The sequence below is a fragment of the Amphritea pacifica genome (assembly GCF_016924145.1).
Taxonomy (GTDB): domain Bacteria; phylum Pseudomonadota; class Gammaproteobacteria; order Pseudomonadales; family Balneatricaceae; genus Amphritea; species Amphritea pacifica.
Genome location: NZ_JAFFZO010000023.1, coordinates 1 through 24,857 on the forward strand (window position 1 = coordinate 1; position 24,857 = coordinate 24,857).

The following is a 24,857-nucleotide window of genomic DNA, read 5'->3' on the forward strand; positions in this document are numbered from 1 at the left end:
ATGATCCGGTAGTTCGCGCAAATATCAGTGAGCCAGAGTTAGCGACTCAATCAGAGCTCGAACATAAGCGTGCATTTATTCTAAGTCAAAATCGTTTCATTGTTGACAGAGGGGAGTCCACATAAGCAAGTAGCGCAAGGCCTTTGCTCTTAATAGTGAGGGGGAAACTGACTGGCCGCCTATATGATCTGATGGCCATGCAATCGCGTTTCTATGGTTTCAGTTCGGCTGACGATCTACTGGGTTACTAAATCGTTATTATGCCTTCCATATAGGTTACCGCTTTACCTGATATGTGGACTTTATCGGCTGCGTTTTTGCAGAATAACGTCCCCTCTCTGGATGATAACTGCAACGCAGTCATCTGGTTACGGGATAGCTTCTCGGCCCAGTAGGGGATAAGAGAGCAGTGGGCGGAACCTGTAACCGGATCTTCCAGGATACTCGCCTGAGGGGTAAAGAAACGAGAAACAAAATCCACACTATCGCCTTTGGCAGTAACGATAATTCCTCCCGGATCCAGATTAATCTGGTCAAGAATACTCCTGTTTGGCTGTAAGCTGCGAATATCCGCTTCGCTATCAAAGACAAGGAGATAGTCACGGGCTTTAAGTACTTCGATGGGGGGAATATGCAAGGCATCCAATATCGCCTGAGGGGCGTTATCGGTTAATGGTTTTCGGGATGGAAAAATCAACGTAATCAAATCGTTATTAATTTTGACCGGGAGTTTGCCGCTTTCTGACTGGAAAACCAGATCTGATTTGCTATAGCCTAAGTGCTTTGTTATCACATGTGCTGCTGCCAGAGTGGCATGGCCGCACAGATCCATTTCAATTTCGGGCGTGAACCAGCGGATCTCAAAACCTTCTTTATTCGGAACAAAAAAAGCAGTTTCAGCCACAGAATTTTCCATCGCTATCTGTTGCATCAGCGCGTCACTGAGCCACTCTTTCAGTGGACAAACGGCGGCTGGATTGCCTCCAAATAGCCTGTCTGTAAAGGCATCAACCTGGAAAATAGTTAACTTCACTAGTGACTCCTTAAGGGGGAGAGATGGATGGAAGGTGGCCTTAACCCTTTTGCAAAGCTCAACTTACTGATTACATCAGCAGGCTGGTGGCGAGGAATAGCATCAGGCCCATCCCCAGGATATCGGTAAAGGTGGTGAGGAAGATACTGCTGGCCATTGCCGGGTCGGCGCCAAAGCGTTTCAGGGTCACGGGGACCAGTACCCCAAAAATTCCGCTGCCGATGCAGGCCCCCACCATGGCGACTAACACCACCAGTGCAAGTATCGCAGAATTTTCTGTGCCACTGATACCCGCGTAGATCCACATCGCCAGTGCAGCGACTAAACCAACAAAGAAGCCGTTCATGGCGCCAAGAATAATCTCCTTTCGAAGCACTCTGGAGACGGATATGTTGGCCAGCTCTCCCAGCGTCATACTCCTCAGCGTGATTGCCAGCGCCTGACAGCCGGTATTACCACTTTGTCCTGCAAGCACCGGCAGAAAAACGGCAAGCACGACAATACGGGCGATGGTGTCTTCAAACATCCCGACGACAAAGGCTGCGGCAAACGCGGTAAGCAGGTTGATCTGCAACCAGGGATGGCGCATGCGAAACGATTCAAGTATGGGGGTTGTGATGCGCTCCTCTTTATCCACACCCACCATCGATCCAGCCTGAGCACTGATCTCGGTGGCGACATATTCAAACAACCGCCAGCCATAGACCAGTCCCAGTAGCGTGCCCTCTTCATCGGTTACCGGATAGAGGCGATGACGTTGTAACAGGGCCGCGTTGACCGCTTCAGGCATCTCAACATCGGGTGTGAAGGCAAACGGATCTTGCGTCATTATCTGTTCAAGGGTCTGCCCGGGACTTGCGAGCAGCAGATCGCGCATCGCCACAACCCCCAGTAGCTTCTCGTCTTCATCGGTAACGTAGATATAGGTGATGGTGATTGAGGGATCGGTTCTGACAATATGATCCAGGGCGCTGGCTACGGTATCCTGTGGTGATAAGATGCCAAAAGCCTCAGTCATTAACCGCTCCACCGTACCGCTGAGACCCTCAAGTGGATGAGGGATATCACCCTTTTCATCATCGTAATCCGCTTCTGATGCCAGGTGCGACGCTATCTTAAGTGCAACATCCACTGGAAGCTCGCTAAGCGCACGTTCAATATTGTCGGGTGTTGTCTGTGCCAGCAGAGATGCGGCGATGGCCGGGTCCATATCAGCCAGGGTGATTGCGCTGGCGTCAGTCGCTCTGTTGTCTATATTCATATCAGAAACTCTCATTGCAGATCGTCAGCAGTTTATATCTGCGCAGCTAAACAATAGCCCAGATATGTGACATGCGCTATAAGAAGGTCTTTTATAAATCCTTTTAAATTCAATGTCTTTAATGCCCATGGAGAATATTGTGGGATATAATAGTTGCAATTTAGTTAATATGTTAACAAAATAGAGCGATTGAACTGATCGCCGTCCCCCTGATTAGCTGCGGTCTGTAGATAAAAAGTTAAGAGGAAACTGAAAATGGGTAAACTGGCTCTTGTTGCGAAAATTACGCATGTTCCCAGCATGTATCTGTCTGAACTGGATGGGCCACAAAAAGGGTCCCGTCAGGCGGCAATTGACGGACATATTGAGATTGGCAAGCGCTGCCGGGAGCTGGGTGTTGATACTATCGTGGTGTTTGATACCCACTGGTTAGTCAATGCGAATTATCATATTAACTGTGCGCCTCATTTTAAAGGGAACTACACCAGTGGTGAGCTGCCTCACTTCATCTCCAATATGGAGTTTGAATATGACGGCAACCCTGAGCTGGGAAAAATTCTTGCTGATGAGTGTTGTCAGCAAGGAGTCGAAACACTGGCCCATGATAAGACCTCGCTGGGGCCGGAGTACGGCACTATCGTGCCGATGCGTTATATGAATGAAGACCGCCACTTCAAGGTTATCTCTGTTTCTGCTTTATGCACCGTTCACTATCTGAATGATTCAGCCCGTCTGGGCTGGGCGATGCGTGAGGCAATTGAAAAACATTACGATGGTACGGTGGCATTTTTTGCCAGCGGCTCGCTGTCACACCGATTTGCGCAGAATGGTCAGGCACCTGAGTTTGCCAATAAAATCTGGAGCCCGTTCCTGGAGACCCTTGATCATGAAGTGGTTGAGATGTGGAAACGGGGAGACTGGAAAACCTTCTGTGAGATGCTACCTGAATATGCAGCCAAAGGTCACGGCGAAGGCTTTATGCACGATACAGCGATGATGCTGGGTGCGCTGGGGTGGAGTGACTATGAAGGTCAGGCTGAGGTGTTGACACCTTACTTCGGTAGTTCAGGAACCGGGCAGATTAATTGTGTCTTTCCTGTCACGGCGCAGACAGGTGCCGCAGTTCCGGGCCCACAGGCATCGGTCACCGAAAGTTTTGCATCGGGTTCCAGCCGTTTGTAAGTGAATAAGTTTTGTCCGAAGGGAGGTCTCTGGCCTCCCACATCCTCTGCTCAGCCCCTCTACGGTTAACATAGTCGCCTAATCCCCCCTCGTGTTTAACTCTTTGTAATATTTACGAAATCTATTCTGAGTAGAATGCCCGGTCTTGTTGCTGTGTCACCGCCGGAGTTGTATCGTGAAAACTACCCTGTTTGACCTGATTTGGAAGCTGAAGCGTGCCCTTGAGAAAGAGGGGCATAAGCCAATTGATCTGCATAAATTTACCGAGGATAGCGAATATCGCCGTACCATTCTGTTAAATGCAGATAGTAGTCAGTTTCAGTTCAGTGCCGGAATCCGGGCCATTTATAAGGATCTGCTGACAGATGAAGCGCTGGATCTGACCAAAGAGATCGATCTGCAACAAGCCGCGGTGGATGACCCGGATAAGTTTGTGGCAGCAAACGCTGGGCCGGAATCGCCAGCAGAGGTTAATGTAACGTCTGAAGCGAAAGGGCATAGCCGAATTGTTACGGGACTGATGGCGCTGATTCTGCTGGTTGCGCTGGTATCTGGTTGGCAATATTTTCAGCTATCAGAGCGTGGTGCAGCAGAGCCTCAGGGGATGGCGTCAAACCAGGTGGACGGTCGTCTGGCTGCTGAAAAAACAATATTCAAAGAGCAGATGCTGTTTCGCTTACATGGCTCAAATACCATCGGCGAGACCCTGGCACCGGAGCTGCTGAAAGCGTTTTTGACCGACCAGGGGGCAGAGGATATCCAGCTGCGAACAACCGCGATAGATGTAGAGAATAATCTCCTGTTCCATATGCCGGGGGATAACTTTATCTCGCGCATCGAGATGCAGGCGCACGGTTCCAGTACCGGGTTCAGATCGCTTGATCAGGGCGTTGCCGATCTGGCTATGGCTTCCCGACGGATTAAAGAGGTTGAAAATGAGCTGTTGTCAGGGCGCTATGGCGATCTGAAATCTAAAGGCACCGAGCATATTATCGGAATGGATGGACTGGCGGTGATCGTCAACCCGGCCAACCCGGTCAGCCATCTGAGTACCGCGCAACTGGCGATGCTGTTTTCCGGCACGGTTGATAATTGGTCCGCGTTCGGTGGGCCGGACCTGCCGGTCAGAGTATATGCCCGGGATGCAAACTCCGGAACCTGGGATTCCTTCAAATCGATGGTACTGAAAAAGCATGATAAAAAACTATCACCCAATGCCGAACGCATTGAGTCCAGTATCGAACTGTCAGATCAGGTGAGTAAAGAACCCGGCGCGATCGGCTTTATCGGGCTTCCTTATATTCTGCGGGCAAAAGCGCTGGCGATCTCCGATGAGGCTAATGCTCAACCGATCTATCCAACCTCTTTCACCATCTCCACCGAAGATTATCCACTGGTGCGTCGACTGTATATGTATGAACCTGCAACCGTGGCGACAGGCTCTGTGGTCGATCAGTTTATCCGCTTTGTGTTGTCGGAGAAGGGGCAGGATGTGGTAAAAGAGGCTGGGTTTATCTCGCAAAATGTCTATAAAACCCGACCAGTACTGAGCAATCAGCTTCCTGCAGAATACAGACAGCTGACTCAGAATGCGGAGCGACTCTCCCTTAATTTCCGCTTTCACAGTGGCACTATCATGCTCGATAACAAAGCCCAGCGGGACCTTGACCGGGTGGTGAAATATTTTGAAGACCATCCGGGACAATCCGCTATTCTGGTGGGTTTCTCAGACAGTATCGGAGAGCCCGCCGCCAATCGGCAGATCTCTCAACAGCGGGCGCAGGCGGTGGAACAGGCGCTGCTGGCGCGGGGTATCAATGTACAGTTTGTTGAGGGGATGGGGGAAGCGGTACCCATTGCGTCGAACATAACCCGTGCCGGGCGTCAGCGTAACCGCCGGGTAGAGATCTGGGTGCGCAGTCCGGATGCTGTCGCCGGGTATTAGGTTCATCTGATTCAGGTGCTGCCCGGCTGACAAGAGGTTCTGTGGGCGGCAATATCTTTCAGGTGTTTATACAATTCTGATGAGTTCGTTTTTCTACAGCACTTCGTAGAAGTTCATCTCTACCAGATCCGGTCTGCGTATTCCGGTACCGATAAACAGACGTTCAGTGATCCACCTCATGGATGGCGCATCTGTTTCAAATGTTGGACAGCAGCGGAAATATATCTCGGCAGGATCGACGGGCTCACCTTTGATCAGGCGTTCAGTGATTTCCGGTTCTGCGACCCGAATGGCCCGGTTGTGGACATAGATCAGTTCACCACTCGCCATCTCTAATACATAGTGAGCATCCAGGTCCGCCATACGTGGTGTCAGAATTAGCTGATAATCAGCGCCGCCGGGTAAAACTTTTCCCCTCCAGCCATCACCTTGTACAGTGCCGCCAATAATAGGAATGACCCTTCGTTGTCCATGTTGTGCATGTCCAATCTCCTGCGGAGGATCAACTTTTACTTTGAGTTCTGCAAAGTATCTGAGCTGTGGTGCGGTGTTCATTGTTTTCTCGCCTTTTTGGAGATCGGTTGTGTTTAAGCTTTACTGTGATTAATGACAGCGGATAACCCCTCAGCTTATCGGAAAAATATTGAGGGGAAGTACATTCCTCGATATTCTCATACATCGCTTTTTTTATTAATATATTAATTAATATTTTGTTTGGTATGTCAACAATGAATTGTTTTATCAGTATGCGTGATGGTGGGAGGGCATCACGGGCAGGAATCTACTCCGCTGACATCTGAACCAGAATTTTTTGTTCAACGAGCAACTAATCAGGAAAAAAGAGATGAAAAAAATAACAAAATTCTTAGCCTCTGCAAGTGTATGTGCCGGAATGTTTGTGTCACTCAGTGCCGCCGCTGTTACGACGCTTAAGGTGGGAACCTGGCTACCACCCACGGCACCGCAGAATGCTATTGTCTGGCCGACCTGGGCTAAGTGGGTTGAAGAGGCCACCGAAGGCCGGGTTAAAGTTGAGCTTGAGTATGGTCTGGGGCATCCCAAGTCGATGTTTGACCTGGTGGAGGATCAGGTTATCGACGCCAGTTTTACGGTTAACGGCTATGTGCCGGGTCGTTTTTCTCTGGGTAGCATCGCTGAGCTTCCGGGCGAAAGTTCTGATGCAGAAAAAGCCTCGGTCGCGCTGTGGAAAGTGCAGGAAAAGTATTTTAATCAGGCAAATGAGTATGATGGTCTGAAGCTGTTGGGGCTGTTTGTACATGGCCCTGGACAGCTGCACACCACTTTCCCGGTTAACTCACTGGCGGACCTGAAAGATAAGAAGATCCGTATCGGTGGTGGCGTTGCCAGTGAAGTGGCTAAGCGTCTGGAGGTCACCGAGGTGGCGGCACCTGCACCAAAAATCTATGAGATGATGCAGCAGGGCGTGGTTGAAGGGGTGTTTCTGCCAGCACTGGATCTTAAATACCTGCGACTGGCAGAAGTGTCCAAATATCTGACCGTCTTCCCGGATGGGATGTATACCACGACCTTTAGTTTCTTTATTAATCCGGATTCATTTGCTGCGCTGAGTGAAAAGGATCAGCAGGCGCTGATGAGCGTTTCCGGTGAGAAACTGTCCCGTTTAGCGGGTAAAACCTGGGGTGAAGCCGATGCCAACGGTTATGCTGCAGCCAAAGAGAACGGTATTGTAATCAACCGTCTCAGTGAGAACGACCCTATGGTGGTGGAACTGAAAGCAAAAACCGCCGATATGGCGGCTCACTGGATTGAAACGGCAAAGGCGAAAAACGTTGATGGTGCTGCTGCACTGGAGATGTTCCGTTCACTGGTTAAGTAACGTCATATAAAAGGCGTTTTTAAACAGCGTTGATATGAGGGTCTGCCAGTCTGTTTCGATCTGAAGCTGTCTGACAGACCCTTTTTTGGCACTAATCAGTATGTCGCTGACTGTTGTCCAGTTGCCGGATTAAACCGTAAAGTGCAGCGATATAGGGCACCTCTTTGCCGAGCTTTTCGGCTATCTCATAGACCACACCAATAAGGGCCTCATATTCCAGAGGCCGGCCCGCTTCAATATCCTGTAGCATTGAGGTTTTGAACGCTCCGAGCTTGCGGGTGGTTACGTTTCTCTCTTCCGGTGTTTGCTCCACTACGCAGCCAATTAGTTTGCCGATCTCCAGCGCTTCGCGCATTGCTTTGCAACAAAGTTGATTGACCAGTGGGTCATCAAGGATGCGATCTGCTGTCGCACGGGTCAGGGCTGAGACCGGATTAATAGTCATATTTCCCAGTAGCTTGTACCAGATATCCTGCTGAATCCTGGGCGATATTTTGACATTGAATCTTGCTTTCTCAAGGAGTTTACCCAGTCGTAATGTGGGCTCTGACGGCGCTCCATAGGGTTCACCAATAATCAGGTTATTGCCCATGTTCAGCTGGATCACACCCGGAGACAGTGCGGTTGCAGCCAGATGCACAACACAACCGATAACCTGATGGCTGGGGATGAACTTCCTCAGGTCTCCGAGTGGGTCGATGGTGTTGAGCAGGTGGTCAGCAGGAGCTCCCGGCAGACCATCAAAGAACCACCAGGGAACCCCATTCATCGCCAGAAGAACACGGGTGTGTTCTCCGATCAGAGGTTTTAGCTGTTTGATGACTGGATTCATCGAGGGTTGTTTAACGGCGATAACGATCAGATCCTGAACGCCGAGATTATCCGGTGCGGATATCGCTGTCACCGGATAAAAACGGGCTTGATCATCTTCTGTCAGCCCGATTCCGTGCTGCTGCAATGATTGCAGAGTGTCGCCCCGGGCAATCACTGAAACTGCTATCCCCGTAGCGCTAAGCCGCGCTGCAATCAGTCCGCCGATGGCACCTGCACCGAATACACATACATTCATATCAGGAGTCCTGCAAATCAGCTTAACGTTTGAAAGATGAGTCCTGCTTTTCTACGATTCGTTTCATCGCTGCAAATACATCTTCGCCCGCACCAAACTTAGGATCAAAGTTTAGTGAGTCTCTGGTGCACTTCTTCACGATCTCTTCAGGAATCTCACGTACTTTACCCATCGCCATTGAAGCACATTGTACTTCACAGGCACGACTTACCAGCCACATCAGGGCAAATGCCTGTGCCAGGCTACCGCCGATCACGACAGGACCGTGGTTACGTAACATCAGAATTGGCTTGTCACCCGCGCTTTCAAGGATACGTGCTCCCTCGTCCAGGTGTACAGTAATCCCTTCGAATTCGTGGTAGGCCACTTTATCGTGAAGTTGAGCCGCATAAAAGTTGCTGTAGGAAAGCCCTTCTTCCAGGCAGCAAACTGCCAGGGTCGGGGTGGTGTGAACGTGCATCACGCAATGGCCATCAGGTACTTTGTCATGGATCTGGCTGTGGAAAGTGAAACCGGCAGGGTTGATCGGCCAGTCAGAGTGACCGATGATAGTGCCGTCAACATCGACTTTAACCAGGTTTGAAGCGGTCACTTCACTATAGTGCAGGCCAAATGGGTTGATCAGGAAGTGCCCTTCCTCACCAGGTACACGCAAAGAGATATGGTTGTAGATCGACTCATCCCATTTCAGATAGGCAAAAATGCGGTACATCGCAGCCAGGTCGACCCGGGCATTCCACTCGGCTTCGCTAAATCTGGAAGGGCGTTCATAGTAACGATTGGACAAAGGCATACTGTTTCCTCATATTTATTTTGTGATGCATTTGATTAATATATTAATGAAAATAGCCACAATAAAAAGCATAATAAATATTATTCAGCTCTATATTTTTCTTATATGGTTTCACTATGAATACAAAGCAACTGGTCTATTTCCTTAAAACCGCTGAACTGAGCAGCATTGCGGCTGCAGCGCGTGAGCTGGATATTGCCCAGCCGAGTATCAGTCTGCAGCTGGAAAACCTTGAGCATGAGCTGGGCACCTCTTTGTTTGATCGTGACTATCGGGGCGTCCGGTTGACTGAAACTGGACAGCTGTTCCGGGTTCATGCTGAATCAATTTTACGCCAGGTCGATCAGGCAAAGCTGGATATCCGGCAAACCGAAGAGGAGCCCGCTGGTCGGCTGGCACTGGGCATGACTCAGCCGATCGGCAATGTGGTGTCCGTGCCGCTGCTGACACTGGTGGAACAACGCTATCCTAAAATAGAACTGGATCTGTTTGCTGGATTGTCTTACAACCTGTCGTCACAGTTGCTCAGCGGTGAGATTGACCTGGCCATCTCATCACCGGACGGCAGTGATATGAAACAGTTGACCCGGGAGATACTGTTGCGGGAGAAACTCTATCTGGCGATGGGCGCCAATCCGCGAAACAGCTCACATGAGGCGCTTCGCAATCGGTCTCAGATTGCCTTTGCAGAGCTGGCTGAGCATGAGGTAATTGTCACCGGACGGCAGGACTCGCTGGGATATCTGTTACGTCAGTACGAACAGCAGACAAGTGTTAAGGTGCGACAGAAACCTGCTTTCGGTCAGTTGATGACAACCCTGCGGTACGTTTCGGATGGTTATGGCATGCTTCTCAGTCCCTCCTCCTCTTTTTATCATCTGGAGGCGATAGGGCAGATCCATGCACTTGAAGTTATCGAACCCTCTATGGAACGGGATGTGTATATTTCTACGGCGGCAAACCGCCCTCGCAGTTCGCTGATACGTGCAGTTATTCCTCTGATTCATGAAGTTGTCCGGCAGGAGCATCGTGCTGGTCACTGGCGCGGTGAGCTGCAGACAGGAAACCAAGGCCAGGGGGTTACCTCGGGCATTCCGTAAATATTTTTTTACTACACTCTTTACAGACCTGTTGGTCCAGTCGGGGCACGCAGTAACTGATGGCCTGATGTGCGGTGTCGAATATGCGCTGTGACCCCAGTTTATCAAGAAAACCCTTTGCCCTTATCTCATCAATGATGGTTCCTTTCAGTGAGCAGATCACTAACTGGATTCCCCGCTTTTCCAGCCTTGATGACTCTTGTGCGAGAAACTCTATTCCTGCCAGATCGATGAAATTGATCCCTTTCGCATTGATAATGATGTATTTGAGTGTGGGCCCTCCGGCGGCAGTGCTTTGTTGCAGCACACTCTGGATATGATCAATCGCGCCAAAAAAGAGTGAGCCGTCGATTCTGAGAATCTTTATCTGCGGACACTCCTGAAGATTATATCGCTGTATGTTGCGGATAATCCTTTTCGGTTCGTTCTGAGTCGGCGCGACATTGATGATAGAGGGTCGGGACGTTCTTTTCAGATAGGCAACCAGAGAGATTAATACACCCAGGTAGATGGCAAACTCCAGTTCAATAAACAGTGTTGCCAGCAAGGTGACGATGAAAATGGCGGTTTCACTGCTGAACCGAAAAATAGGGATGATGTTCTTAATATCGATAAGATTCCAGGCGATAAGAATAATCGCCCCTGCCATCGCTGGAAGCGGCAGGTAACCGGTCAGGTCGGGCAAAGAGACCAGTACCAGAGTAATCATGAGCGCTGTAAATATGGCTGCCAGTGGTGTTTTAGCCCCGGCATCGAAGTTTGCCCCCGAGCGGGTGAACGACCCGGACCCGGCGAAACAGGAAAACAGCCCACCGACCACATTTGCCAGCCCCTGGCCGATAAACTCCTGATTGCCATCGATTCTTTGATTAGAGCGCAGTGCGATCGCCCGCGCTATCGAGACCGCTTCCAACAGGCCGAGCATCGCTATTGCCAGTGCGCCCGATGCCAGTTGGCTGAACTCATAGAGGGAAACATCAGGTAGCGCGAAAGCGGGCAGAGAGCCGGAAAGTGCCCCTATCATATTGACGCCATGCCCCTGACCATCAATTAACCAACACAAGCCACTACCCAATAGCATAGCGATCAGAAGATTGGGCCAGCGCGGCAGCAGCTTTTTAATCACCAGTGCTGAGATCAACGTGGCAATACCGATTATCAATGCGTAGGTATTTGCCTGAGACAAATGCAGAGTGATCGTACGGATCTCCTCTGGGAAGGAGAGACCAGCGGCAACCGGCAGGTCGGTAAGATGTTTCAACTGGCTGGTTGCGATCAGTATCGCTGCACCGGAGGTAAAGCCAAGAATCACCGTGTGGGAGATGAAATTGACCACTGAACCCAGCCGTAATATCCCGAGTGCCAGCTGAATCAGTCCGGATAACAGGGTAATCGTCAGGACTGTATTGATATATAAGTCGCTGTTGCCTGGGTCGGTGATCCCGGATGCTACACTCATAACGACGATTGACATCGGTGCAGCCGGGCCCGTTATCAGGTGGCTTGATGAACCAAACAGTGCAGCCACCATGGCTGTAATGATCGCCGTGTATAACCCATATTCAGGCGGCATCCCGGCAATCAGAGCGTAGGCAACACCCTGGGGCAGCACCAGTACCGCACCGGTTAATCCGGCGAACAGATCGCCCCTTAATGTCTGGCTATTGATGGTGCGTCCCCAGGTTATGAAAGGCAGCCATCGTGCAATCGAGCGCATATTACTCATCGTTACCTGCAGGTGTCGGAACAGCGTTTAACCACATCAGCCAGAATCGTTTCAACTGACAACCAGGAAGAGTGAGATAAAGACACTTTCCCGCTCTGTCAGACTGGTCTTCTCCAGGCCGTTAAGCGGTGGTCTGATGCTTTAACATCATATTCACTGCCGTATTGGCCATCTCTTCCAACTGACTCTGTTCTGTGTAGATGCCGTCATTCAACAGACGGCACAGCCCATGTAGCGTAGCCCAGTATACCTGTGCTGTGCGCAGCACTGAATCACCTGTCTGAATAACATTCTGCTGACACAGTTGTTCAATCCAGCTGAGCCAGCTTTTGAAGTGTTGTCGGGAGCGCTCCAGCAGTGAGTTAGTCGGGGTTCCGTTACGCCAGATCTCACGGCCAAACATCAGGTCATATTGCTCCCGGTGTTGATAGGCGAGGGCGATATAGGTATGTACATACTGGGTAAACGTCGTTGCCAGTGGCTCGGGTGATGCACTGGTCCTCACTTCCTGCAGCAGTGTTTCCACCCGCTCAAATCCCTGCTCAGCAATGGCACACAACAGGGTGTTCTTATCTTTAAAGTGGTGGTAGGGAGCGGTACGGGATACCCCCACGCGATCCGCAAGCTTGCGCATCGAAAGGCTTTCGGTACCGCCCTCTGCGATCATCTCTGTTGCTGTAAGCAGCAGTGATTGATAGAGGTCGCCATGATGGTAGTTGTGCTGGAGGGGAGCGGTCTGTTTCATCAGGTTAATTTATCAATCAATCTTGACAGTGTCAAAATATCGCTCTATCTTGACGCTGTCCAGTTTGGTTTTTCTGTTACTTCTGCAGGAATGCTGAAACGATGAAACAGAATAAATAGAGAGGAATCTTGCATGACAATCCCTTCAACCGATTATCCCCATCTGTTAGCGCCGCTTGATCTGGGATTCACCACGCTGAAAAACCGGGTGTTGATGGGGTCGATGCACCTTGGCCTTGAAGAAGCTCCGAATGGTTTTGAACGGATGGCGGCCTTTTATGCCGAGCGGGTAAAAGGCGGCGTTGGATTGATTGTCACCGGCGGCATTGCGCCTAACCCTGAAGGTGGGGTGGTTGCTGGCGGGGCGATGATGGTGACTCAGAAAGATGTAGATAACCACCGGATTGTCACCGACAGAGTGCATGCGGAAGGCGGCAAGATCTGCATGCAGATCTTGCATACCGGGCGCTACGCCTACAACCCGAAACTGATTGCCCCGTCAGCGTTGCAGGCACCGATTAACCCCTTTCCACCCCATGAAGTGACCACTGACGAAATTGAGCAACAGATACAGGATTTTGCTCGTTGTGCCGGGCTGGCGCAGCAGGCCGGTTATGATGGCGTCGAGGTGATGGGGTCTGAGGGTTATTTTATTAATCAGTTTATCGCCCGCCGTACCAATCACCGGGATGATGAGTGGGGTGGTGATTATGACAACCGGATCCGCTTTGCGGTTGAGGTGGTGCAGCGTATCCGGCAGAGGGTGGGAACCGATTTTATTATAATTTTCCGGCTGTCGATGCTTGATCTGGTGGAGGGGGGCAGTAGTTATGATGAGATTGTCACCCTGGGGAAAGCGATAGAGCAGGCCGGAGCAACGATCATTAATACCGGAATCGGCTGGCATGAAGCGCGGATTCCAACTATCGCCACAAAAGTGCCCCGGGCTGCGTTTACCTGGGCCACGGCTAAAGTTCGTAAGGCCTTGTCGCTGCCGGTGATCACCTCAAACCGGATCAATATGCCTGAGGTGGCTGAACAGGTACTGGCCCGGGGAGATGCGGATATGGTTTCGATGGCTCGTCCGTTTCTGGCCGATCCTGAGTTTATCCGTAAAGCGGAAGAGGGACGCAGTGATGAGATCAATACCTGTATCGGTTGTAATCAGGCCTGCCTGGACCATATTTTTGCCGGCAAGCTGACCAGCTGTCTGGTAAACCCCCGTGCCTGTCATGAAACTGAACTGATTATAACGGCTGCGGATAAGACTAAAAAGCTGGCGGTCATCGGTGCCGGACCTGCCGGGCTTGCGTTTGCCACAACCGCTGCACAACGGGGGCATGAGGTCACCCTGTTTGAGGCGGCATCAGAAATTGGCGGGCAGTTTAATATCGCTAAGCAGATTCCGGGTAAGGAGGAGTTTAATGAGACTTTGCGCTATTTCAGACGCCGGATCGAGCTGGACGGAGTCCGCCTCAAGCTGGAGCACCGGGTAACGGTAGATGAGCTGCAACAGAGCGATTTTGATGAGGTGATTATTGCGACGGGTATTATCCCCCGCGTTCCTGATATTGAAGGCAGGAATCACCCAAAGGTGTTGAGCTATCTGGATGTTATCCGGGGAGCAAGGGTTGGTGCCCGTGTAGCGGTGATCGGTGCCGGAGGGATCGGCTTTGATATCAGTGAATATCTGACCCATCAGGGAGTATCAACCAGCCAGGATATTCCCGCCTTTATGCGTGAATGGGGGGTGGATATGAGCCTGCAGGCCCGGGGTGGAGTAGAGGGTATTGAAGCGGCCCCGGAACCTGCTGCGCGCCAGATCTTTCTGTTACAGCGTAAAACCTCCAAAGTGGGCAGTGGACTGGGTAAAACGACCGGGTGGGCACACCGTCTGGGTCTGCAAAAGCGGCAGGTGGAGATGATCGGCGGTTGTGAGTATCAGCGTATCGACGAGGCGGGTTTGTACCTTAAAGTGAACGGTGTAGAGCGACTGCTGGCAGTAGATAATGTGGTTCTCTGTGCCGGCCAGGAATCTCTGCGAGAGCTGGCTCAGGGGCTGGATAAACCTTATCACCTGATCGGTGGAGCGGATCTGGCCACCGAGCTGGATGCTAAGCGGGCGATAGATCAGGGCACCCGGTTAGCGTCAACGATCTGAGCTCCATCGATAAAACCGGGAACGCCCGGTTTTATCTCAGATAGAACAGCCGCCGTGGCCGTTTTTGGCATGGTACTGCTGGTGGTACTCCTCTGCCCGCCAGAACTGTGCTGCGGGGGTGATTTCGGTCACGATCGGATTACCAAAAATGCCACTTTTATCCAGCACTACTTTACTTTGTTCCGCCATAATGCGCTGATGATCATTATGATAGAAAATGGCTGAGCGGTACTGATCTCCGATATCCGGCCCCTGACGATTGAGAGTGGTTGGGTCGTGCATCTGCCAGAAAATGTCCAGCAGGGTGTCATAGCTTACCTTCTGATCGTCAAACTCCAGCTGTACCACTTCGGCGTGGCCGGTTGTTTTGTTGCAAACGTCCCGGTAGGTCGGGTTCTCTGTATGACCGCCCATGTAACCTACTGCGGTTGACGTCACCCCGGGGGTGCTGGCAAAGCGTGATTCAACTCCCCAAAAGCATCCTGCTGCAAATGTTGCGGTTGGCATGCTACTGCTCCTGTTTATTTCTGAACGATTGATCTTCACCTATAGATAGATGTTAGACGGATTTTGACCTTTTGGGATCATTTTTATTTCAAAAATAATGAAAATGACACTCTGATGACGCTTATGTTAAAAAATGGTGCGTCGCAGCATTTAATGCGTTGTTATGGTTCTCTTGCTCTGCGGCTGATTCAGGCTGATCTTATGTAACCCTATGAAAAATAATTGATTAGCACGCTATTGGCGTGCTGCTTACTGTGCTTTGTTCAGTTAATAACTCTTTTGCTCTGCAAAAAGACTATCTGTAAGGGGAACGTCAATGAACAAGTTTACTAAAACGCTTATCGCTTCTGCTCTGCTGTCCGCGTCTGCTGCCAGTTTTGCCGGAGTTTCGGCAAACGTCGGTGCCATGAGTGATTATTGGTTCCGCGGTCTGGATCAGTCCGGTGATGGGGGTAATGCCAGTATGATGGGAGGACTGGATTACGAAAGCGATATGGGTTTCTATGCGGGCACCTGGCTGGCATCGCTGCCAAGTGATCTGGAATATGATCTGTATGGTGGTTATAACGGCTCCTATAAAGATTTTAGTTATGGTGTTGGCGTTATTGCCTATCTGTACGACAAATATGATGGCGACTACTTTGAATACAATCTGAGTGCGGGTTATGGGCCGATCTCCGTGTCATACAATATTGGTACGCTGGATGAGCCCGGTGCTCCTGATGTGGATTACACCTTTGCCAGCATCACCGGTGAGTATGAGGGTGCTTACCTGACGTACGGTGTTTACGGTGATGATGTCGATGGCTCCTATTTTGAAGCAGGCTATGGTATGACCTATGAAGGGCTGGATATGTCAGTTGCGGCAATCTTCCCGGATGACGACAACTCTGCCAATGCCTGGGTCAGTGATACCGACAAGCTGACTTTTACTATCAGCAAGAGCTTTGATCTGTTTTAAATAGTTTGGTTTAAAAGGAAGGGCTTTACACTCCTTCTTCGTATTTAACGTAAACTGGTTCACCCCGGCAGCGATGTCGGGGTATTTTTTCTGTACTGTTTTCATGAAAAAGCCGGTCAGCACTGTGAGCGCTGACCGGCTTTCAAGAGTGCTATTGAGGATCAGCTGTTGGCTAAAGCATCCAGCTTCTGTTTCAACAGTCCCTGCACCTGCCCCGGGTTAGCTTTGCCCTGAGACGCCTGCATCACCTTGCCCATAAAGAAGCCGATCATCTTGCCTCGCTTATCGGGCTCTGCACTGACGTACTGATCAACCTGAGGCTTATTCGCCGCGATCACCTCATCCACCATCGCTTCGATGGCTCCCGTGTCGGTCACCTGTTTCAGGCCTTTTGCTTCGATCACTTCATCTGCGCTGCCTTCGCCAGCCCACATCGCTTCAAACACCTGCTTGGCTATTTTGCCTGTAATGGTGTTGTCTTTAATCCGAAGCAGCAAACCCCCTAGCATTTCTGCGCTGACCGGAGACGCTGTGATCTCGGTATCATTCTGGTTGAGATGCTTTGACAGCTCGCCCATCACCCAGTTAGCGGCCAGTTTGGCATCAGCCGCAATGTTGGCGGTGGTTTCAAAATAGTGGCTCAGATCCCGGTAGGCTGACAGCACCATCGCATCGTATTCACTCAACTGATATTGCTCGATAAAGCGGGCCTTACGGGCATCCGGCAGCTCCGGCAGGGTGCTGCGCAGTTTTTCCACATACTCGTCATCGATGACGATCGGCAACAGATCAGGGCAGGGGAAGTAGCGGTAATCGTTTGCTTCCTCTTTGCTACGCATCGAACGGGTTTCATCTTTATTGGCATCATAGAGGCGGGTTTCCTGAGTGATGGTTCCGCCATCCTCCAGCAGATCAATCTGTCGTTCGATCTCGCCCTTGATCGCTTTCTCAATAAAGCGGAAGGAGTTGATGTTTTTGGTTTCGGTGCGGTTGCCGAACTTTTCCTCGCCCTTGTAACGTACCGAGACGTTACAGTCGCACCGGAAAGAGCCTTGCGACATGTTGCCGTCACAGATCCCCAGGTTGGTAACGATTGAATGGATCTTTTTAACGTACGCCACCGCCTCTTCAGCGCTGCGCATATCCGGCTCGGAGACAATCTCCAGCAAGGGGGTACCCGCCCGGTTCAGGTCGATACCGGTCATGCTGGGAAACTCTTCGTGCAGCGATTTACCGGCATCCTCTTCCAGGTGGGCACGGGTAACGCCGACACGCTTGGTGGTGCCGTCTTCCAGTTCAATATCCACATGACCGGTGCCAACAATCGGGTGGAACAACTGACTGGTCTGATAGCCTTTGGGCAGATCCGGATAGAAATAGTTTTTCCGGTCAAACACCGAGGTGTAACCGATCTCTGCATCGATAGCCAGGCCAAACAAAACCGCCATCCGCAACGCTTCAGCGTTAAATACCGGCAATGTGCCTGGCAGTGCCAGATCGACGGCACAGGCTTGTGTGTTGGGTTCAGCGCCAAACGCGGTGCTGGCGCCGGAAAATATTTTGGACTTAGTCGCCAGTTGGGCGTGAATCTCAAGCCCGATGACTGCTTCCCATTCCATTTTGTAAACCTCTTAGTGCAGCTGCTTTAAGGTGATTGCCCTGGCGCTGCTACGTTATATTCTGTTTCGCCTCTGTCCGCTGTTCAGCGGGCTGGAGTCTGACGGTGCCATTCGGTCGCTTGCTGGAACTGATGGGCAGCATTCAGCAGACGTTGTTCAGCAAAATAGTTGCCGATCAGTTGCAGGCCGACGGGAAGTCCGTTGGCAAAGCCGCAGGGGATCGACATGCCCGGCATACCCGCCAGGTTCAGGGAGATGGTGAAAATATCTTCCATGTACATCGCCACCGGGTCTGAGGTTTTTTCCCCCAGTTTGAAAGCCGGATGTGGCGTGGTGGGCCCCATGATGATATCGACTTCCGTTAGCACGTTAACGAAATCCTGCTGGATCAGGCGGCGGATCTGCAACGCCTTTTTATAGTAGGCATCATAGAATCCCTCGGACAGGGCATAGGTGCCGACCATGATGCGGCGTTTAACCTCTTCACCAAACCCTTCACCGCGACTGCGTTTATACATATCTTCCAGATCAACCGGATCGTTGCAACGGTAGCCGTAACGGACTCCATCAAACCGCGACAGGTTGGAGGAGGCTTCTGCCGGAGCGATGATATAGTACGCGGGAATAGCCAGATGACTGTTCGGCAGGCTGACCTCTTTGACCGTTGCCCCCAGGGCTTCGAACTCTTTGATCGCGGCCTGAACCTGAGCCGTAATCTGCGGATCGATCTCATCGGAGAAGTACTCTTTAGGCAGACCAATTTTCAGCCCTTTGAGTGAGTCATTCAGTGTCAGCGTATAATCCGGTACCGCTTTATCTATACTGGTGGAGTCTTTGGGGTCGAATCCGGCCATCACATTCAGCATGATCGCGGTGTCTTCCGCGGTGCGGGCCATCGGGCCGCCCTGGTCCAGTGATGAGGCGTAAGCGATCATGCCGTAACGGGAGACCCGGCCATAGGTGGGTTTCAGCCCGGTGATGCCGCACAATGCCGCAGGCTGGCGAATCGATCCGCCGGTATCTGTACCAGTGGCACCCGGTACCAGACCGCCCGCGATGGCCGCAGCTGAGCCGCCCGATGAACCACCCGGTACACACTCGGTGTTCCAGGGATTGCGGGCCGGTCCATAGAAGCTGGATTCATTGGATGAGCCCATGGCAAACTCATCCATATTGGTCTTGCCCAGACTCACTGCGCCGGCACGGTTGAAGTTTTCAATCACCGTGGCGTTGTACGGCGAGATAAAGTTATCCAGCATCCGAGATCCGCAGCTGGTGCGAACCCCTTCGGTGCAGAAAATATCTTTGTGGGCGATTGGCAGACCGGTAAAGGGGCCTGCGTCACCAGCGGCGCGGCGCTGATCAGCCGCCTGGGCCTGGCTCAGTGCCTGTTCTTCCGTCACGGTGATGAAACTGTTCAAAGCGCCATCTTCAGCCTTGATCCGGTCCAGGTAGCTCTGGGTCAGCTCAGTGCTGCTGAATTCACCAGCGGCTAACCCCTGCGCCAGTTCGGCGAGTGTCTTGTCTAACATAACGTGTGTAAATCCTTAAACGGGTGTCTGGTCCGAAATTATTCGATCACTTTAGGGACCTGGAACAGTCCTGCTTCAACAGCAGGGGCGACGGTTTGAAGGTGATCGCGCTGATTCCCCTCGGTCACCTCATCAATACGTAAACGCTGAATGGCGTCCATCGGGTGTGCCATCGGGGCGATATCATCGGTGTTGATGGCCTGCATCTGGTCGACCAGGTCAAGAATACTGCTGAGATTTTCAGCATATTCCTGAATATCTTGCCCGGCGATATTCAATCTTGCCAGATGAGCGATCTTTTCGACGTCTGAGCGGTCTAAAGACATTATTGGATTCTCATTGCTATGGAATTTGGTCTGATAACTAAATAAAGCGCTACGTTAACACATTTGCAGCTTGCCCAAAATCCCCGCCATTGCTACAGTGGGCCTGTTTTTTTGATCAAGTGAATGTGCAGTCGCACAATCTAAGGCGGACAACCGATGTTTAAGAAGATTCGAGGGCTTTTTTCCAGTGACCTTTCTATTGATTTGGGCACTGCCAATACCCTTATTTATGTTCGCGATAAAGACATTGTACTGAATGAACCCTCAGTTGTTGCAATTCGTCAAAGCAGCAATGGGGCACAGAAAACCGTAGCCGCAGTCGGTACCGATGCCAAGCGGATGTTAGGTCGTACTCCGGGTAATATTACCGCAATCCGGCCCATGAAAGATGGCGTTATCGCAGATTTCCATGTCACTGAAAAGATGCTGCAGCATTTTATCAGTAAAGTGCATGGTAACAGTTTCCTGACTCCCAGCCCCAGGGTTCTGGTGTGCGTTCCCTGTCAGTCTACGCAGGTTGAGCGCCGGGCCATTAAAGAGTCAGCCATGGGCGCCGGTGCCCGCGAAGTCTATCTGATTGAAGAGCCGATGGCGGCCGCTATTGGCGCCGGACTACCGGTGGATGAGGCGAATGGTTCAATGGTGGTGGATATCGGTGGTGGTACCACTGAGATCGCTATCATCTCCCTCAATGGTATCGTCTATGCGGAATCGGTACGGGTCGGCGGTGACCGGTTTGATGAGGGGATTGTGACCTATATCCGCCGTAACTACGGCAGCCTGATCGGTGATGCCACTGCGGAGCGGATTAAACAGGAGATCGGTACAGCTTATCCGACCTCTGAAACCCTGGAAATCGATGTGCGCGGGCGTAACCTGGCCGAGGGTATTCCCCGCAGCTTTACGCTCAACAGTAATGAGATTATGGAAGCGCTGCAAGAGCCTCTCTCGGCGATTGTGCAGTCGGTTAAAAGCGCGCTGGAGCAATGTCCTCCAGAGCTGGCATCTGATATTGCCGAACGGGGTATTGTGCTGACCGGTGGCGGTGCATTATTACGTAACCTGGATAAGCTGATCAGCGAGGAGACCGGTTTGCCGGTGATCGTTGCTGATGATCCACTGACCTGTGTTGCCCGCGGTGGTGGTCGTGCTCTGGAATTGCTGGATAAGCATGCCTTTGAGTTGCTTACCTTTGAATAAGTCTGAATGATCTGAATGGTTGATTTACCCGCTCAGATGGAGCCGTTCCAGCAGGAGGTGCTCCATCGCTAGTATATTTAGCAACGGGTCCTTACGGGCCCGTTTTGTCGTTCTGTTACTGCTATCGCTGGTGCTGATTGTGCTGGACCTGAAATGGGCCAGTATGCATCAGACACGTTCCTACCTGTCGCTGTTGATCACGCCGCTGCAATGGATTGTTGATACGCCTGCGCAGGTGGCTGATGACCTCAGTGATGTTCTGGTGACCCGTAGCCAACTGGCCGATGAAAACCGTCGTTTGCGCCAGGAGGCCCTGCTGTTAAAGCAGCGGGTGCAGCAGGTGTCGGCGCTCACCGCAGAAAATGTTCGCCTGCGTGAGTTGCTCAATGGTCGTCAGCGACTCGAACAGGACGTCTTCCTCACTGAACTGATTGGTGTCAATCCGGATCCATTTCAACATCAGATTATCCTTAACCGGGGCTCAGAAGATCATGCCTATGTTGGTCAGGCGGTGCTGGATTCCGGCGGTATTATGGGCCAGGTAGTTGAAGTGAGTCACTATACCAGCCGGGCGATGTTGATCACCGACTCGCGCCATGCGATTCCGGTTGAGGTTAATCGTAACGGCTTTCGCTCCATTGCGCTGGGAAATGGTTCTGTCAATCAGCTTGAGCTGGTGCATGTACCGGATACCGCCGATATTCGTGAAGGCGACCTGCTGGTGTCTTCCGGGCTGGGTGGACGTTTCCCGCGGGGCTATCCGGTAGCTAAAGTGGTCAGCGTGCAGCGAGACCCTGGCGAGCCGTTTGCGTTGGTCAAAGCGGAACCCGCCGCCATGCTGAATAAAAGTCGCCATATCTTGCTGGTAGATATGCCGCAAGCGCCGGAGCTGCCTCCCGAAAATAAACCGTTACACACTGAGAAACTAAAGCCTCAGCAGGCCGGTATCGACGTGCAGGAGAGTGAGGGTGAATAATCAGGGAGGCGGTGGCGGATCGATTATCCTGGCCACCTTTCTGGTGGGCTATATGCTCAGCCAGATGCCCCTGCCGCAATTTGCCGAGTGGTTCCGGCCTGAATGGGTAGCGATGATTCTCATCTACTGGGTGATGGCGCTGCCGGAACGGGTGGGACTGGGGACCGCCGCCCTGGTGGGGCTGGGACTTGATCTGATCAAGGGCAGCCCGATGGGGTTGAATATGCTGTCACTGCTGATTATCGCTTACCTGACATTGCTATTATACAAACGGTTGCGGATGTTCCCTCTGGTGCAGCAGGCGGTGATGGTGATGGTGCTGGTGGGCATCAATCAGCTGATCTTTAACTGGGTTCACAGCTTTATGGGAACCCGAAGCGACAGCCTAATCTTTCTGCTACCAGCCCTGATGAGTGCTGTTTTGTGGCCCTGGCTGTTTGTTGTTCTGAGAGGGTTGCGCCGGACTTTCAGGGTTTCCTGAGCTGGCGATACTTGTTATGACTGATTCTGATTACCCGGATACTAAGATTACTGAGATTAAAAAAACGGCTGCTGACAGTAGCGCTCCCGAATGTGGTGGCGTTTTAAATGGAGCCTTGGCTAATCGTCCCCCTCAGTTGGTGCTTGCGTCTGCTTCACCGCGGCGGGCAGAGTTGCTGCAGCAAATTGGTGTGAGTTGTAGTGTCAGGCCGGTTGATATCCCCGAGGTTGTCGGACCAGGTGAGCAGCCGCAGCAGTTTGTTGCCCGGCTTGCCCGGGAGAAAGCCTGCGCAGGGTTGGCCGATGCCGCAGAGGGAGCGATAGTGCTGGGGGCCGACACGGTAGTCGTCAGTGATGGTATGATCCTGGGTAAGCCTGTTAACCGGGAAGATGCGTTGGTTATGTTGCAGCAACTGTCAGGTTCCCGGCATCGGGTTATGACGGCGGTAGCAGTAACAAACCGGGAACGAATTCTCTCTCAGGTAGTCACTACAGAGGTAGAGTTCCGAACATTGAGTCGGGCTCAGTGCGAACGTTACTGGGATACCGGCGAACCCTGTGACAAGGCCGGGGCATATGGTATTCAGGGGTTAGGCGCGGTTTTTGTTGCTAGTATTAATGGCAGTTACTCGGCCGTGGTAGGCTTGCCACTGGCGGAAACGGCGGCGTTGCTGGAAAAATTTGGTATCCCGGTATGGCAATAGAGATCAGCCTCTGTCGGCTCTGATCACATGAATACTGTCTGCTACCTCTTAAGGTATGTGTTCAGTGTGCTTTCTGTGCGGGTATCTGGATTGGTGTGTTGTTAAATTCATGGCGATAAGGGTACTTGCTGGTTCAGGGTACAGTACCAGAGATGACTGATGGTGCCTGCTGATAGGGTCGCCTAGGGATGGATTATGAGCGAAGAGATACTGATTAACTTTACCCCCATAGAGACCCGTGTTGCCGTTATTGAAAATGGTATGCCACAGGAGATCTATGTTGAACGGGCGGAGCGCCGGGGCATAGTCGGTAATATTTATAAAGGTAAGGTAGTGCGGGTACTACCCGGAATGCAGGCTGCATTTGTTGATATCGGCCTCGAGCGGGCCGCGTTTATCCATGTGGACGAGTTGCAGCATCCCGAGGATGAAAGCAATGGAGGCAATGGGAAAAGCAGCCTGACCATCAATCGTTTGCTGCGTGAGGGACAGTCTCTGATTGTTCAGGTCACCAAAGATCCTCTCGGTACCAAAGGCGCCCGCCTGACCACCAATCTCTCGATACCCTCGCGATATCTGGTTTATATGCCGGGCAATGAGCATATCGGTATCTCTCAGCGGATTGAAGACAGTGAAGAGCGGGAGCGGCTGCGTAAAGCGGTTGAAGAGGTGGTGGCCGGGATGGGCGATCAGAACACCAGCGTGGGGGGCTTTATCCTGCGAACCGTCTCAGAAGGGGTTTCAGAAGCCGAGCTGAAGCAGGATATTCTGTTTCTCTGCCGTCTGTGGGAATCGATCTCCCGTAAAGTTGAAGAATATAATGCACCCTCCTGTATTTATGAAGACCTGCCCCTGAATATGCGGGCTTTACGGGATATGGCTCATGCCGGAATCGAGCGTATCCGGGTCGATTCAAAAGAGACCTTTCAGCGCTCTCAGCAGTTTGCTGAGGCGCTGGTGCCAGAGATCAGTGGCATCCTCGAATACTATCCTGGTGAGCGGCCTATCTTTGATCTCTATAATATTGAGGAGGAGATTCAGAAAGCGCTGGGCCGCAAAGTTGAACTAAAATCCGGCGGCTATCTGATTTTTGACCAGACCGAAGCGATGACCACGGTGGATATTAACACCGGGGCCTATGTCGGACATCGAAATCTGGAAGAGACCATCTTTAAAACCAACCTGGAAGCGGCCACTGCGATCGGTCGCCAGCTGCGTCTGAGAAATCTGGGGGGGATCATCATTATCGACTTTATCGATATGCTGGATGAGGACCATCAGCGCCAGGTGTTACGCACTCTGGAACGGGTGCTGGAAAAGGACCATGTGAAGTGTAAGGTGACCGGGGTGTCGGAGCTGGGGTTGGTGGAGATGACCCGCAAGCGGACCCGGGAGAGTCTCGAGCATATTCTCTGTGAGCCCTGCGAACATTGTCAGGGGCGGGGGTCGGTGAAAACGCCGGAAACTGTCTGCTATGAGATATTCAGAGAGATTCTGCGACAGCACCGCGCTTATGAGACCGACTCCTATCTGGTGCTGGCGTCTGATAAGGTGGTGTCGATGTTGCTGGATGAGCTTTCCGACCACGTGGCTGAACTTGAGGCTTTCATCTCTAAAACAATCCGTTTTCAGGTCGAACCGATGTATGGCCCGGAACAGTATGATGTGGTGCTGAAATAG

At 51.7% G+C, this 24,857-nt stretch carries 22 protein-coding genes; 11 read left to right on the forward strand and 11 right to left on the reverse strand.

Going from position 1 to position 24,857, the window contains the following annotated elements:
* Positions 1-247: 247 nt before the first annotated feature.
* Positions 248-1,033, reverse strand: coding sequence for a PhzF family phenazine biosynthesis protein (locus tag JW499_RS13855; protein ID WP_205211169.1), 786 nt, complete (start codon positions 1,031-1,033; stop codon positions 248-250).
* Positions 1,034-1,103: 70 nt separating this feature from the next.
* Positions 1,104-2,294: a magnesium transporter gene (locus JW499_RS13860; RefSeq protein ID WP_205211170.1), complete on the reverse strand. Its 1,191-nt coding sequence runs from the start codon at positions 2,292-2,294 to the stop codon at positions 1,104-1,106.
* Between the two features lie 255 nt (positions 2,295-2,549).
* On the opposite strand from JW499_RS13860, the gene hpaD reads away from it, so the two are divergent.
* The gene (gene hpaD, locus JW499_RS13865; RefSeq protein WP_205211171.1) at positions 2,550-3,476 is read left to right on the forward strand and encodes a 3,4-dihydroxyphenylacetate 2,3-dioxygenase; all 927 of its coding nucleotides are present in this window, start codon (positions 2,550-2,552) and stop codon (positions 3,474-3,476) included.
* A 175-nt stretch (positions 3,477-3,651) separates the two neighbouring features.
* Positions 3,652-5,421, forward strand: a complete 1,770-nt coding sequence (locus JW499_RS22850; RefSeq protein WP_205211172.1) for a substrate-binding domain-containing protein — start codon at positions 3,652-3,654, stop codon at positions 5,419-5,421.
* Positions 5,422-5,514: 93 nt separating this feature from the next.
* Here JW499_RS22850 and JW499_RS13875 read toward each other — a convergent pair whose 3' ends face one another.
* Positions 5,515-5,976 carry a DUF3237 domain-containing protein gene (locus JW499_RS13875; RefSeq protein WP_205211173.1) on the reverse strand — a complete coding sequence of 154 codons (462 nt, stop codon included), beginning with the start codon at positions 5,974-5,976 and terminating at the stop codon, positions 5,515-5,517.
* A 289-nt stretch (positions 5,977-6,265) separates the two neighbouring features.
* Here JW499_RS13875 and JW499_RS13880 point away from each other — a divergent pair, with 289 nt between their 5' ends.
* The gene (locus JW499_RS13880) at positions 6,266-7,279 is read left to right on the forward strand and encodes a TRAP transporter substrate-binding protein (protein WP_205211174.1); all 1,014 of its coding nucleotides are present in this window, start codon (positions 6,266-6,268) and stop codon (positions 7,277-7,279) included.
* A 91-nt stretch (positions 7,280-7,370) separates the two neighbouring features.
* Here JW499_RS13880 and JW499_RS13885 read toward each other — a convergent pair whose 3' ends face one another.
* Together JW499_RS13885 and JW499_RS13890 are read right to left on the reverse strand one after the other, a co-directional pair.
* Positions 7,371-8,348 (reverse strand): 2-dehydropantoate 2-reductase, encoded by a 978-nt coding sequence (locus JW499_RS13885; protein ID WP_205211175.1) that lies wholly within the window; start codon positions 8,346-8,348, stop codon positions 7,371-7,373.
* 22 nt (positions 8,349-8,370) lie between these two features.
* Positions 8,371-9,141: a class II aldolase/adducin family protein gene (locus tag JW499_RS13890; protein WP_205211176.1), complete on the reverse strand. Its 771-nt coding sequence runs from the start codon at positions 9,139-9,141 to the stop codon at positions 8,371-8,373.
* A 116-nt stretch (positions 9,142-9,257) separates the two neighbouring features.
* Here JW499_RS13890 and JW499_RS13895 point away from each other — a divergent pair, with 116 nt between their 5' ends.
* Positions 9,258-10,241: a LysR family transcriptional regulator gene (locus JW499_RS13895; RefSeq protein WP_205211177.1), complete on the forward strand. Its 984-nt coding sequence runs from the start codon at positions 9,258-9,260 to the stop codon at positions 10,239-10,241.
* Here the strand turns inward: JW499_RS13895 and JW499_RS13900 are convergent.
* On the reverse strand, positions 10,222-11,967 hold the full coding sequence (locus tag JW499_RS13900) for a SulP family inorganic anion transporter (protein ID WP_232846412.1): 1,746 nt from the start codon (positions 11,965-11,967) through the stop codon (positions 10,222-10,224). The two genes, JW499_RS13895 and JW499_RS13900, sit on opposite strands and share 20 nt — an antisense overlap.
* Positions 11,968-12,088: 121 nt before the next feature.
* The gene (locus tag JW499_RS13905) at positions 12,089-12,712 is read right to left on the reverse strand and encodes a TetR/AcrR family transcriptional regulator (protein WP_205211178.1); all 624 of its coding nucleotides are present in this window, start codon (positions 12,710-12,712) and stop codon (positions 12,089-12,091) included.
* 132 nt (positions 12,713-12,844) lie between these two features.
* Between JW499_RS13905 and JW499_RS13910 the strand changes: the two genes are divergently transcribed.
* On the forward strand, positions 12,845-14,872 hold the full coding sequence (locus JW499_RS13910) for an NADPH-dependent 2,4-dienoyl-CoA reductase (protein ID WP_205211179.1): 2,028 nt from the start codon (positions 12,845-12,847) through the stop codon (positions 14,870-14,872).
* 36 nt (positions 14,873-14,908) lie between these two features.
* On the opposite strand, the gene msrA is transcribed toward JW499_RS13910, so the two are convergent.
* Entirely contained in the window at positions 14,909-15,379 is a 471-nt protein-coding gene (gene msrA / locus JW499_RS13915; protein ID WP_205211180.1) for a peptide-methionine (S)-S-oxide reductase MsrA, read from the reverse strand.
* A 316-nt stretch (positions 15,380-15,695) separates the two neighbouring features.
* On the opposite strand from msrA, the gene JW499_RS13920 reads away from it, so the two are divergent.
* Positions 15,696-16,340 (forward strand): TorF family putative porin, encoded by a 645-nt coding sequence (locus JW499_RS13920; protein ID WP_205211181.1) that lies wholly within the window; start codon positions 15,696-15,698, stop codon positions 16,338-16,340.
* Between the two features lie 161 nt (positions 16,341-16,501).
* Here JW499_RS13920 and gatB read toward each other — a convergent pair whose 3' ends face one another.
* The 3 genes from gatB to gatC form a co-directional block, all read right to left on the reverse strand.
* Positions 16,502-17,959 carry an Asp-tRNA(Asn)/Glu-tRNA(Gln) amidotransferase subunit GatB gene (gene gatB, locus JW499_RS13925; RefSeq protein ID WP_205211182.1) on the reverse strand — a complete coding sequence of 486 codons (1,458 nt, stop codon included), beginning with the start codon at positions 17,957-17,959 and terminating at the stop codon, positions 16,502-16,504.
* Between the two features lie 83 nt (positions 17,960-18,042).
* The gene (gatA, locus tag JW499_RS13930) at positions 18,043-19,491 is read right to left on the reverse strand and encodes an Asp-tRNA(Asn)/Glu-tRNA(Gln) amidotransferase subunit GatA (RefSeq protein WP_205211183.1); all 1,449 of its coding nucleotides are present in this window, start codon (positions 19,489-19,491) and stop codon (positions 18,043-18,045) included.
* Between the two features lie 38 nt (positions 19,492-19,529).
* The gene (gene gatC / locus JW499_RS13935; protein ID WP_205211184.1) at positions 19,530-19,817 is read right to left on the reverse strand and encodes an Asp-tRNA(Asn)/Glu-tRNA(Gln) amidotransferase subunit GatC; all 288 of its coding nucleotides are present in this window, start codon (positions 19,815-19,817) and stop codon (positions 19,530-19,532) included.
* Between the two features lie 156 nt (positions 19,818-19,973).
* Here gatC and JW499_RS13940 point away from each other — a divergent pair, with 156 nt between their 5' ends.
* The 5 genes from JW499_RS13940 to rng all read left to right on the forward strand — a co-directional run bounded on the left by JW499_RS13940 (position 19,974) and on the right by rng (position 24,857).
* On the forward strand, positions 19,974-21,017 hold the full coding sequence (locus JW499_RS13940) for a rod shape-determining protein (RefSeq protein ID WP_091357716.1): 1,044 nt from the start codon (positions 19,974-19,976) through the stop codon (positions 21,015-21,017).
* Between the two features lie 19 nt (positions 21,018-21,036).
* Entirely contained in the window at positions 21,037-21,993 is a 957-nt protein-coding gene (gene mreC / locus JW499_RS13945; RefSeq protein ID WP_269814574.1) for a rod shape-determining protein MreC, read from the forward strand.
* Positions 21,986-22,474, forward strand: coding sequence for a rod shape-determining protein MreD (gene mreD, locus JW499_RS13950; RefSeq protein ID WP_091357713.1), 489 nt, complete (start codon positions 21,986-21,988; stop codon positions 22,472-22,474). The genes mreC and mreD overlap by 8 nt, the downstream gene beginning before the upstream one ends.
* Before the next feature lie 16 nt (positions 22,475-22,490).
* Complete coding sequence (locus JW499_RS13955; protein ID WP_205211185.1) at positions 22,491-23,177, forward strand: Maf family protein; 687 nt, start codon at positions 22,491-22,493, stop codon at positions 23,175-23,177.
* 195 nt (positions 23,178-23,372) lie between these two features.
* Complete coding sequence (gene rng, locus JW499_RS13960; protein ID WP_205211186.1) at positions 23,373-24,857, forward strand: ribonuclease G; 1,485 nt, start codon at positions 23,373-23,375, stop codon at positions 24,855-24,857.